Source organism: Mesorhizobium sp. C395A, from assembly GCF_030323205.1.
Classification (GTDB): Bacteria; Pseudomonadota; Alphaproteobacteria; order Rhizobiales; family Rhizobiaceae; genus Mesorhizobium.
Map to the genome: position 1 here is coordinate 560,351 of NZ_CP100473.1, position 11,724 is coordinate 572,074.

An 11,724-nucleotide genomic window follows, 5' to 3' on the forward strand; every position below is an offset into this window, starting at 1 on the left:
AAGATGACAATGCCGCACTGGATTTCGCCGATCCGTTTTGCTAGCGAGATAGAATGAGCAACCGATTGCCGCCCGCTTGGGCCAAGCACCTTAAAACCCAACCAGCACCGAAGGGCGCACCGCCGAAGGTTGGGCAACCGAAACTTCAGCCCGCAATGGCGGCTCCGTCTCGCGCTCAGGCCAATGATATGTTGTTGAGGCAGGCGCTCGAGTTCCAGCAACAGAATCGATTGCCTGAGGCGGAAGAACTCTGTCATCGCGTTCTGGCGAGAACGCCCGAACATCCACTGGCCCTCTACGTACTAGGTACGCTGGGCATCGGGTACGACGACGAGAAGGTCCTGCGGTATTTTGGTCGGGCGATCGCGCAGGAGCCTCTAAATCCCTACTACCACCTTAGCCTCGGTCAAGCCTATTTGAGGCTCAGCGAGTTTACGCCGGCGATCAAACACATTCAGCACGCACTGGCTTTGAAGCCGGATCTTGTGGAAGCGCTTTGCGCCTTGGGTGATGCATACAATTCGTTTGACAAGGGGGAAATGGCGCTGCCTCTCTACGAGAAGGCGCTCAGGGTCGATCGGGATCATCCCGCAGCCCGGTTAGGGTTGCCTCGCGCGCTGGCAAGTCTCGGCCGTATGGACGAAGCCGCGACTCATCTGAAAGAGGCAATAGAACGACGCATTGCGATACCTGCTGCCTACAACGCGCTTGTACGCACGCGCAAATTCGCCGAAGAGCCGCCAGAACTTGAGGCGATCCTGACGGAACTTCAAGACCCCCACCACGGATCGGAAGGGGCGCCGGCGCTTCATCACGCCGCCGGAAAACTGCTCAACGACCTCCGCCGCTACAAGGAGGCGATGGATCACTTCAAAAAAGGAAATCAGGCCGGCGGCCAGAGATTCGATCTGCAATCCTACCGTCGCTGGGTCGACGCCCTGATCGAAACCTTTACACCGGAACTGGTGGCTTCAAGGTCTGCTCGCGGTAATACCTCGGAGGTCCCTGTGTTCGTGGTCGGTATGCCCCGCTCGGGCACAACACTGACTGAGCAGATCTGCGCCAGCCACCCCGCTGTTCATGGCGCTGGAGAGTTAACCAAGCTTAGACGCATATCGAATGGGATCGATCTTGGGTATGGTTCCGACGTAAACCCCAGGGAAGCGCTCGCATTGATGACGCCTGAGTTGTCGACGATGCTGGCTGCGGAGCACGTTGCCTACCTGCGCGAGCGAGCGCCCGATGCGCTTCGAATTGTCGACAAGATGCCGCATAATTTCGAGTTGGTCGGCCTGATTGGCATTCTTTTTCCCAATGCGCGTGTCATTCATTGTCGCCGCGACGCCATCGACAACTGCATCTCTTGCTTTGTCCTGCAGTTCAGTACGGCGCATAGCTATAGCGCCGATCTTGAGACGCTGGGACTTTACTACAGGGAGTACGATCGCCTGATGCGGCATTGGGACAAGATTTTCCCGGGCCGTATCTTTGAAAACCGGTACGAGACGTTGATTGAAAATCAAGAGAAGCAGTCGCGCCGGCTCATAGATTATCTCGGACTGCCTTGGCACGATGCCTGCTTGCGCTTTTTTGACAGGGGGGGCTCTGTAAACACCTACAGCGATTGGCAGGTCCGCCAGCCTATCTATACGTCGTCCGTCAAGCGGTGGAAGAACTACGAAAGCGAGATCCAGCCGCTGATTGAGGCCCTCGGCGATTTGGCTCATATCTGATCTGAATCTGGAATCCAGACATCATGAGCACACCGCGTCGCCTTTCCGGCAATCTGGGCAGCCGTTGAGAAGGTCGACACCTGCAACGTCTGAAAAAGGCGCGACGGACCAAAAAACCCGGCGGCGCCCGCCGGGTTCGATTTTGAGCCAGGCTCTGCCTGTTAGAACGAGCGCTGGAAGCGCAGCAGGCCGCCAATGCTGCTCTTCTTGTCGGCGTTGGTGAAGTTGGAGAAATTGGCGTCGTCGAACTTGCCTGCATTGAGGTAGTCGACTTCGGCCGTGACCGTGAAGCCGGGAACAACGTCGTAGGCGATGTTGGCGGCAACACCGAGATTCTTCCATTCGTCATACGAGACCTGGGCATTGAACGAGGTCTTCTCGTTGATGGTGTAGGTGCCGCCACCCCAGAATGCCCAGTTACCGCCCCACTGCTTGTAGAAGCCGCGGCCGCCGGCGTCGATCGCATAGCTCGAGTCCGTCAAATTGTCGTCGGTGCCGTAGCCGCCCATGATGAACAGCGACAGGTTCTGCATCGGGGTGACGTCCAAACGCACCTTGCCGGCGACTTCTTCATAGTTGCTGTCGTACGCGACGACGCCGGTGATGGCGCCCCAGCCCTGCGTGTACTTCAGACCGCCGACGACATGCGGAACGTAGCTGTCGATCGTGTCGAAGCCCGAGCCCTCTTCGAGAGAGACGACAGCCGAGAAGCCGTTGCCCGCATCGAAGTAGTACTGGACCACGTTGGTATCGAAATCGCCGTAGGGAACGAGCGTATCCTGAAGGACGTTGCCGGCGTAGCCGATGAACGTGTCGAAGGCCGATTCGTCCTTACCGACGCGCAGGCCACCGAGCTGGATCCAGGCGAAGTTCAGCGAAACGTTCTTGTTGCCGGCAGGGTTGGAGTTGAACTCGTCTGCTTCCGTTGCCGGATCGTCTGCCGACGGGTAGCCGTTGCGGTTGCCGAAGTTGAAGCGGGTCTCGGTGTAGGTCTTCAAGGTGCCGAGTTCGGTTTCCTGGCCGGTCCAGGTCTTCAGCGTGAAACGGGCGTTCTTGTAGAAGGTATCCTGCTCGTCGCCATCCTTATGGTCGAAGGACCTCGCACCGTCGAACGAGCCGACGTCGCCGGCGCCGATGTCGTAACGGACATAGCCGCCGATGCGCAGGCAGGTTTCGGTGCCGGGAATGTAGAAGTAGCCCGAGCCGTAAACGTCGCAAATCTTGACGTATTCAGCCGGTTCCGGCTCGGCGACGACGACGGCGTCGGCGGCGCGCGCACCGGAAACTGCGATCAAGGCCGCAGCGGAGCCGAGAAGAAGGCTCTTAATGTTCATTTTCTGACCTCCAGTCAGAATCGAACAAGATAGTCAAGCCGGCGACAAGCGTTTTCGCTGTAATCAATTGTTATTGTTGAAGTTATTGAAAAGATGGACCTTTGCGGCAGGTGATGCGGCCATCACCACAGGCGCTTGTTGGCGAAAGCATGCCCTGAACCGGATTTGAGATAGCGCTCGAATGAAGCTGCCTTGGCCTGGTTCGAAAAGGCCATATAGGTGACGATCCGCCACGGCAGAAACTTGGATGTATGGCTGGATTTCCCCGCATTGTGCTCGACAAGCCGCCGTTTCAGGTCCGTCGTTATGCCGATATAGCGTTCGCCTTCCGCAGCCGTACTCTCCAGAAGATACACATACCACATGAGCTGCTCTCCTTTGCCGGGGCTTCGGAGGGCATCCTCTCCGCCATCCTGCTTCGCGCTGAGGTGGGCTTGTCCTGCGAAGCTCGAAGAGCGAAGCAGGACTGCCAATCGAATTTGCAAGGGATTCTCTGGGCTTACGCTGTGCGGCACGTAGCACACCACACGGTCCGGCCCTCCTACGCCAAGGCTTCGGAGGGCATCCTCTCCGCCATCCTGCTTCGCGCTGAGGGTTGGGCTTGTCCTGCGAAGCTCGAAGAGCGAAGCAGGATGGCGGAGAGGATGGGATTCGAACCCACGAGAAGCTTTTGACCTCTACTCCCTTAGCAGGGGAGCGCCTTCGACCACTCGGCCACCTCTCCGTTGCGCCGCTGGATAGAGAAAAGCGCCGGCACAATCAACAAGCCGGCGCGATAATCGTTGAAAAATCCGCATTCGGCCGCAGCGCCGCCTTTTGCATGCGGCGATTCTGCGGCGGTTCCTGGCTGGCGAGTCGGCGACATGGCCGCAATTCTGGCCGGCCATCGCCAGATTCGGCCGCATTGCGCGGCGCTGGAAAAGGCTTGCGGGCCCTTCGATAGTTAATGAGAGCTTTCTGACTGAGGCCAAATCGTGTCATTTGTGCAACAACGCATGGGGATAGCGCCCGCATAGCCCTTTCGCCGGTACGATCGTGGTTGAACGCCGCCGCCTCATGGGTAATGTCGATTTCGAAGGAGCGGCGCGGTGCGCATCTTTTTCGGTAGTGGGGATGGGGCAGGGAACGCTGTCCTTCAGCAAAGAATACCCAGACCCGTTTTTTAACTTTTGACTGGAGGTCAGAAAATGAACATTAAGAGCCTTCTTCTCGGCTCCGCTGCGGCCTTGATCGCAGTTTCCGGTGCGCGCGCCGCCGACGCCGTCGTCGTCGCTGAGCCGGAACCGGCTGAATACGTCAAGATCTGCGACGTTTACGGCTCGGGCTATTTCTACATCCCCGGCACCGAAACCTGCCTGCGCATCGGCGGCTATATCCGTTACGACATCAGTGGTGGCGACGTCGGCTCGTTCGACGGTGCGAGGACCCGTGATGTAGAGGATGGCGGCGAGAACGACACCTGGCGCAAGAAGGCCCGCTTCGCGCTGAAGACCTGGACCGGCCAGGAAACCGAACTCGGCACCTTGAAGACCTACACCGAGACCCGTTTCAACTTCCAGAATGGCAATCGCTATGCCACCCTATATGGCAACCCTGCTGGCAACACCGGTGCTTCGCTGAACTTCGCCTGGATCCAGCTTGGTGGCCTGCGCGTCGGTAAGGACGAATCGGCCTTCAATACGTTCATCGGCTATGCCGGCAACGTCATCCAGGATACGCTCGTTCCCTATGGCGATTTCGACACCAACGTCATCCAGTACTACTTCGATGCGGGCAACGGCTTCTCGGCCGTCCTCTCGCTTGAAGAAGGCTCGGGCGGGGGCGTATTTGGGCGCTACGGCGCAGGCACCATCGACAGCTACGTTCCGCATGTTGTAGGCGGTCTGAAGTACACGCAGGGCTGGGGCGCCATCACCGGCGTCATCGCTTACGACAGCAACTATGAAGAAGTCGCCGGCAAGGTTCGTTTGGACATCACCCCGATGCAGAACCTGTCGCTGTTCATCATGGGCGGCTATGGCACCGACGACAATCTGACGGATCAGTCCTATGTCTTCAATGCTGGTGGCCGCGGCTTCTACAAGCAGTGGGATGGCAACTGGGCGGTCTGGGGTGGTGGCACCTACACCATCAACGAGAAGACCTCATTCAACGTCCAGGTCTCGTATGACGAAGGTGAGAACCTCGGCATCGCAGCGAACATCGCCTACGATGTGGTTCCCGGCTTCACTGTCACGGCCGAGGTCGACTACCTCAATGCGGGCAGTTTGGATGACGATGCCTTTGGCGCGAATCACAACTGGACCAATGCTGACGACGAGAGCCAGATTGGCGGTATGCTTCGCTTCCAGCGCTCGTTCTAAGGGCTGGCTTTAAACAAATGAATACCAGCCCGGGCGTTTCAACGCCCGGGCTGTTTTGTTTCGCGACTGGGTCAAGACAAGCAGAAGGAACAGGGGGAATCGGCAGCTGAACAGTCCGTAGGGTGAGTTCGTGGGATCCGCTGATGGGCGGATGAATTCACAACTGCGTGATTAAATCTCTTGAAAGGACGCTTCCAAGCGGGTAGGTCTGACTCTATCCACTCGGGGGTGTGGCAATTTATGACCATCGACGCGATACAAGAGGGTGACCCCTCCGAACATTTCTCAATGTTCTCTTCTCAAAATGCTAAGATAAAATACAGCTACAACAAGATCAGAGAAGTAAAGTCGCACCGGGTCGGAGAGCTTTTTTCAGCGTACCGAGACATACTCTGGGATGACGGGCGACATAAATACAATGTCAGCTCCTTCATCGGCGAAATAGACGAGATTCTCCTCGGAGAACGGTTCAGCGCCTTTGACCAGGGCACCCTTGATAATCTTATCGGCACCTTGCGCCAGCGCGGCAACAGCAACGCAACCATCAATCGAAAGATGGCTGCCCTCAGCAAACTGCTGCGCAAGGCTTACAAGATGGGGGATATCCACAGCCTGCCCGAGTTCCGCCGCCAGAAGGAGCGGGCGGGACGGATTCGTTTCCTCGAAAGGGACGAAGAAGCAAGGCTGTTTGCCGCCATCAGGACCCGCAGCGAAGATGCCTACCGTCTCTCGGTCTTTCTTGTCGACAGCGGCTGCCGCCTCGGCGAGGCGCTCGGACTGATCTGGAACGACATCCAGGAACACCGCGTCTCGTTCTGGATCACCAAATCCGGCCGCAGCCGCACCATCCCGATGACCGAGCGGGTCAAGGAGGTCATCAAACTGCCTCCGTCAGTGGCCGCCGGCCCAAGGGCCCGTTCACCAAACTTAGCCAGGCGCAGTTTCGCGCCATCTGGAACGATGCCAAGGCCGAAGTCGGCCTCGGCGCCGACGACCAGGTGGTGCCGCATATCTTGCGTCACACCTGTGCCTCACGTCTGGTCCAGGGCGGCATCGACATCCGCCGCGTGCAGATGTGGCTCGGCCACCAGACGCTTTCGATGACCATGCGCTATGCGCATCTGGCCACCAACGATCTCGACGGCTGCGTTGTCGTGCTGGAAACGCCCCGCGGCGAGGGGTTATCCGGCGATGGAAAAAACTCCGCCTTCGCATCGCCGCTGACCACGGCCTCAGTGCCGGCACCTGCCCAAAAGAGCAAAGCGGCAGCTGCGAAGGCACCCAAGACGCCCCGGAAAAGCTCGAAAGCCAAATAGTTACCCAAGGCTTTCATATACTGCCATGGCAACCCCAGGATCATATGATCTTGGGGTTTACTTATCCTGGGCCGTATTTAGTACTCCATCCAGGAAGGCCGCGATAGCGCCCGGCAGGTTGCCTGTCTCCAGGAAGGGGGCATGGCCTTGGCCCTCGACGGTGGTCGCTTCCATGCCGGGATGACGCTTTTGCATCTCGTCGAGTGTGTCGGCCGACAAGAGTTTCGAGTTGGCGCCGCGAATGGCAAGCAAAGGTATCGCCGCCAGCGCCTCGAACTGTGGCCACAGATCCGGCAACGGCTTGCTGAGGTCGAGGCCCGCCACCGTCTCGACCAGTTGGGGGTCGAAATCCGGCAACAGGAGGCCTTCGTCCGTCTCGCGGTAGAGGGCCGACACCATCCGCTCCCAATCCGCCGCGGTCAGAGCGGGAAAATCCGCTCCGTGCGCGACGCGTTGCGCATCGATCGCCTCATGGCGGCTCTTCGGTTTCGGTGCCGGGTCGAGATAGGTTTGGATATGGGCCAGCCCCGCGGCCTCGATCACGGGTCCGATGTCGTTCAGCACTATGGCTTTCAGTATGGCTGGCCGCAGCGCGCCGAGCACGTGGATGATCAGTCCGCCACGCGATGTGCCGATGAAGGCCGCTTCCTCGACGTCCAGGGCAGCCAGCCCGGCGAGGAAATCGCCGGCCTCGATGGCGATAGTGTAGTGGCCGATATCAGGGTCGTAAGCGGACTGGCCGCGGCCACGGTAGTCGAAGGCGATGACCTTGCGCGGATTGTCGGCCCGCTGTGACAAATAAAGCGCCAACTCATGAAAGTCGCGCGCGTTGCGGGTCAGGCCGGGCAGGCAGACCACCGGCCAGTTTCCCGAGTTCGTCTCACCGTAGATGCGAGCGTGAAGTCTGAGGCCGTCCGGCGCTGTGTAGAAGAAATCGGAAAAGCCGTCGGTGCTCGACATATTGAAAGGACTCCCTGGCCGGATTGTCTCCGTCTGCTACAGGCGAGGGTGGGAGCGGTCAAATCGAGGGTTGTCGGCAAGCTGACACTCTTGGAAATGTCGGAGGGACAGCGCCCCCCTCTGTCCTGCCGGACATCTCCCCCACGAGGGGGGAGATTGGCGGTTCAGGCGCTACGCCCTTCCTTCGACGTTGGAGATTGGCGAAATCGGCAACGACAGCTGATCTCCCCACTCGTGGGGGAGATGGCCGGCAGGCCAGAGGGGGGCGCGAAGGATCGCCAACGTCTGCCCATGGCGACAGCTCTGCCGCCTCAACCCCGCCCGTTCACCAAATCCCCAACGATGTCGTACTTCCCCGAAATACGCATCTTGTAGACCTCGTAATTCTCCATCACGCGCTGCACGTAACTTCTTGTTTCGGTGTAGGGAATCCGCTCGATCCAGTCGACGACGGCGTCGATGCCCTTGCCGCGCGGGTCGCCGTACTTGGCTACCCATTGGCTGGCGCGGTTGGGGCCGGCATTGTAGCCGGCGAAGGTCAGCACATAGGAGCCGCCGAAGCGGTCGAGCTGCTCGCCGAGGAAGGCAGCCCCCAACGTCGCATTGTAGCCGGCATCGCTGGTCAGCCGATCCTGGGAAAAGCTCAGTCCTGCCTTCTTCGCCAATTGCTTGGCGGTGCCCGGCATCAGCTGCAGCAGGCCGCGCGCGCCGGCGCTGGAGACGGCGCCGACATTGAATTCGCTTTCCTGGCGGGCGATCGCGTAGGCCAGCGCCTTGCCCGAGCCGGAAATGTCGGCGGTGTCGGGAATGACGCCCAGCGGATGCGACAGCGCGCCGACATCGATGCCGCGCGCGCCGGCGATCTTGCCGATCTTCAGCGCCATGAAATGATTGCCCTGCTTTTCCGCCAGCAAGGCAAGCAGCGCCAGCTCGCCGGGGCTGGTCAACTGCCCGGCGAGGTCGCGGTAAAGCGTCTCGGCATAGCGGTCGTAGCCCGCCTCCTGCAGCCGCTTGATGGCGCTGACGGCTTCGCGGCCGTCAAAGCTTTGGCGGTCGACAGTGCTTGGCTCGGGATAGGCGATGTTCAGCGTGCGCAAGCCAACCCGTTCCGCCGCCAACTGCCCGTAGAAAGTGGTGCCATAGGCTGCCGCCTTGGTGAAATAATCCTTCGCATTGCCGGGACCGCCGACTTCCGCCGCGCGGCCAAGCCAGTAATAGGCGCGTGACAGCGACATCGGTCCCTGCGCGAGATCGGCGATGCGGGCAAAATGGGTCGAGGCCGTCGCAGGATCGTTGAGGCCGCGCAGCGCATACCAGCCGGCGTGGAATTCAGCCTCGGCGGCGCTGGCGGGACTTTCGGCGGCGTGCGCGGCAACGATCTTGTAGGCGGTCTTCCAGTCGCTCTGATCGACCAGCGCGCGCGACAGCACGCGGCGTTCTACCCACCAGGCATCGGGATCGACCAACGCGTCGCGGTTCGTTGGCGCTTTCATCATCACCGCGGCGGCGTCCGCAAACTTCCGCTGCTTGCGCAGATATTCGGCTTGCGCGAAGAAATAGCCGGCCGATTGCTGTGCGGCAGGCACTGCTTTCAACAGCTTGGCCGCGTTCTTGTCGCCACGCGAGGCGGCGGCCCAGGCATCGGCCAGCGGTTGCGCGCCGGCAAGTGCTGCGACCCGCAGTGCCGAATTCTCCCGGTCGGCATAAAACATCCGTTCCATGCGGAAACGATGGTCGGCAGCCGGAATGATGGCGCCAAACTCCTTGCTGACGGCCGCCTCGTCCCTGGCTTCCAGCTTCTCGGTGCGCCAGAATGGCGACAGCACGGAAAGCGCAGCCTTGGTGTTGCCAAGAGCTACATAAGAACGGGCAAGGATGACCACGCCTTGAAAGGTCAGCGGCTGGCTGCCGTCAAAGGCTTTCACCACGGTCTGCGGCGAGGGGTTTTCGCGATAAAGCGCGCGCTCGCTGTTCTTGCGCAGAGCGATGGTGCCCGGCCAATTCGGCAACATCTTTGCGGTATCGGCAATCTCGCTGCTCGGCACACGGTCGCCGCCATAGAGCGCGATCGCCCAGGCCAGGATATGGCGGTCCAGCGAACTGGCCGGCAATGTTTCGCGCACCGCTCGTGCCGCGGCGATATCGCCGGTCGCCAACGCGTCGAGACCGCTTTTCAGCACGGCGATATTGGCGGAGGGCGCATCGGTCTGCGCTCCATCTTGCATGTCAGGCATCGGGATCGATGAGGTCGTCTGCTCGTCGACGCTCTCGTTTGCCGCCGTCCCCACTATCAGCAGGGCAACGGCGCCAAGCAATATGAAGCGGAGTGGCCGACTGGCCGGCATGATCCTGATCTTTCCCTGTTGCGGCACTTTAGGTGGCAAGCCCAGGTGCCCGAGAGCCTAGACTTAGGTCGTGAAGAGCTCGTAAACAAAGGGTTATCGAGGCCGTTCGAATTGCGCTTGCTGGCACCATCGGCATGCTTGCCGCGCAACAGTGTCGAGACTATGGTGCGCGGCTTCGCTTTCGGCTAGAAGGCGCCCGATGCATGTCGCCCAAAAGCGGGAACCGGTTTTGGGACGATGATACGCATAAACAAACAAGTTCCAAGGAGTTGGACGACATGCTGAGAGGCTCGCTTACTGCGCTCGTGACACCGTTCGAAAAGAGCGGGCGTTTCGACGAGAAAGCCTTTCGCGCCTTCGTCGAATGGCAACTTGGCGAGGGCACGACGGGCCTCGTCCCGGTCGGCACCACCGGCGAGTCGCCGACGCTGTCGCATGACGAGCATCGCCATGTCGTCAAGGTCTGCATCGAGGTGGCCAAGGGGCGCGCTCCGGTCGTCGCCGGCGCCGGCTCCAACAACACCGCGGAAGCGGTCGGTCTGGTGCAATATGCCGAGCAGGCGGGCGCCGACGCCGCTCTGGTGGTCACGCCTTATTACAACAAGCCAACACAGCGCGGCTTGTACGAGCATTTCGCCGCTGTCGCCAGGGCGACCAAGCTGCCGATCATCATCTACAACATCCCGCCGCGCTCGGTGATCGACATGATGCCGGAGACGATGGGCAGGCTGGCGCACGACTTCCAGAACATCGTCGGCGTCAAGGATGCCACCGGCAAGGTCGAGCGCGTGTCCGAACAGCGCGCCACCTGCGGCAAGGATTTCATCCAGCTTTCAGGGGAGGATGCCTCGGCGCTCGGCTTCAACGCCCATGGCGGCGTCGGCTGCATCTCGGTGACGTCGAATGTCGCGCCGCGGCTGTGCGCCGAATTCCAGGAAGCCACACTGTCCGGTGACAGCGCCAAGGCGCTGGAATTGCAGGACCGTCTGTTGCCGCTGCACAAGGCGATCTTCCTTGAGCCCGGCCTGTGCGGCGTCAAATACGCGCTGTCGAAGATTGGCAAGGTCGAGAACGTGGTGCGCTCGCCGCTGGTGACCATCGAGGCGTCGACCGCCGAGAAGATCGATGCGGCGATGAAGCACGCCGGCTTGATAAACTAGGGATGAGGCGCCACCTCTCCACATCATGAACCAGGTCAGAAAAGCCGATCCAAACAACAAAACCGTTGCGGAAAACCGCAAGGCGCGGTTTTCCTATGAGGTGCTCGACACGGTCGAGGCCGGCCTGGTGCTGACCGGCACCGAGGTCAAGTCGCTGCGCCAGGGCCAGGCCAACATCCAGGACAGCTACGCCTCGGTCGAGGGTGGCGAGATCTGGCTGATCAATTCCTATCTGCCGGAATACCTGCAGGCCAACCGCTTCAACCACGAGCCCAGGCGGCGTCGCAAGCTTCTGCTCAACAAGCGCGAGATGGCAAAACTGGCGCAGAGCATCGACCGCGAAGGCATGACGCTGGTGCCGCTGAAAATCTACTTCAACGACCAGGGCCGTGCCAAGCTGCTGCTCGCCGTCGGCCGCGGCAAGAAACTGCACGACAAGCGCGAGAGCGAAAAGCAGCGCGACTGGTCGCGCGAAAAGGGCCGGCTCATGAAGGAACGCGGCTAGAACCTCGG

The 11,724-nt window shown here is 60.3% G+C and carries 9 protein-coding genes, 1 tRNA gene and 1 pseudogene; 5 read left to right on the forward strand and 6 right to left on the reverse strand.

The genetic code is table 11. The features are described 5' to 3' along the window. The first annotated feature begins 53 nt into the window (after nucleotides 1-53). Nucleotides 54-1,733, forward strand: coding sequence for a tetratricopeptide repeat-containing sulfotransferase family protein (locus tag NLY37_RS02620; protein ID WP_023732006.1), 1,680 nt, complete (start codon nucleotides 54-56; stop codon nucleotides 1,731-1,733). A 161-nt stretch (nucleotides 1,734-1,894) separates the two neighbouring features. Here NLY37_RS02620 and NLY37_RS02625 read toward each other — a convergent pair whose 3' ends face one another. The 4 genes from NLY37_RS02625 to NLY37_RS02640 all read right to left on the reverse strand — a co-directional run bounded on the left by NLY37_RS02625 (nucleotide 1,895) and on the right by NLY37_RS02640 (nucleotide 3,932). Further along, complete coding sequence (locus NLY37_RS02625) at nucleotides 1,895-3,067, reverse strand: porin (RefSeq protein ID WP_023732005.1); 1,173 nt, start codon at nucleotides 3,065-3,067, stop codon at nucleotides 1,895-1,897. Between the two features lie 122 nt (nucleotides 3,068-3,189). Then, the gene (locus NLY37_RS02630) at nucleotides 3,190-3,432 is read right to left on the reverse strand and encodes a GIY-YIG nuclease family protein (RefSeq protein ID WP_023670218.1); all 243 of its coding nucleotides are present in this window, start codon (nucleotides 3,430-3,432) and stop codon (nucleotides 3,190-3,192) included. 268 nt (nucleotides 3,433-3,700) lie between these two features. Further along, nucleotides 3,701-3,791, reverse strand: a tRNA-Ser gene (locus NLY37_RS02635). Continuing rightward, nucleotides 3,753-3,932, reverse strand: coding sequence for a hypothetical protein (locus NLY37_RS02640; RefSeq protein WP_084014292.1), 180 nt, complete (start codon nucleotides 3,930-3,932; stop codon nucleotides 3,753-3,755). The genes NLY37_RS02635 and NLY37_RS02640 overlap by 39 nt, the downstream gene beginning before the upstream one ends. Nucleotides 3,933-4,254: 322 nt before the next feature. Between NLY37_RS02640 and NLY37_RS02645 the strand changes: the two genes are divergently transcribed. Further along, nucleotides 4,255-5,430, forward strand: coding sequence for a porin (locus NLY37_RS02645; RefSeq protein ID WP_023738562.1), 1,176 nt, complete (start codon nucleotides 4,255-4,257; stop codon nucleotides 5,428-5,430). Nucleotides 5,431-5,718: 288 nt separating this feature from the next. Further along, a pseudogene (locus tag NLY37_RS02650) lies at nucleotides 5,719-6,746 on the forward strand (tyrosine-type recombinase/integrase). 57 nt (nucleotides 6,747-6,803) lie between these two features. Here NLY37_RS02650 and NLY37_RS02655 read toward each other — a convergent pair. Continuing rightward, nucleotides 6,804-7,706: an alpha/beta fold hydrolase gene (locus NLY37_RS02655; protein WP_023742633.1), complete on the reverse strand. Its 903-nt coding sequence runs from the start codon at nucleotides 7,704-7,706 to the stop codon at nucleotides 6,804-6,806. Between the two features lie 311 nt (nucleotides 7,707-8,017). After that, nucleotides 8,018-10,051, reverse strand: a complete 2,034-nt coding sequence (locus NLY37_RS02660) for a lytic transglycosylase domain-containing protein (RefSeq protein ID WP_023732001.1) — start codon at nucleotides 10,049-10,051, stop codon at nucleotides 8,018-8,020. A gap of 278 nt (nucleotides 10,052-10,329) precedes the next feature. Between NLY37_RS02660 and dapA the strand changes: the two genes are divergently transcribed. Together dapA and smpB are read left to right on the forward strand one after the other, a co-directional pair. After that, nucleotides 10,330-11,211 (forward strand): 4-hydroxy-tetrahydrodipicolinate synthase, encoded by an 882-nt coding sequence (gene dapA / locus NLY37_RS02665; RefSeq protein WP_023732000.1) that lies wholly within the window; start codon nucleotides 10,330-10,332, stop codon nucleotides 11,209-11,211. 25 nt (nucleotides 11,212-11,236) lie between these two features. Continuing rightward, nucleotides 11,237-11,716, forward strand: coding sequence for an SsrA-binding protein SmpB (gene smpB, locus NLY37_RS02670; protein WP_023687280.1), 480 nt, complete (start codon nucleotides 11,237-11,239; stop codon nucleotides 11,714-11,716). Nucleotides 11,717-11,724: the final 8 nt, after the last annotated feature.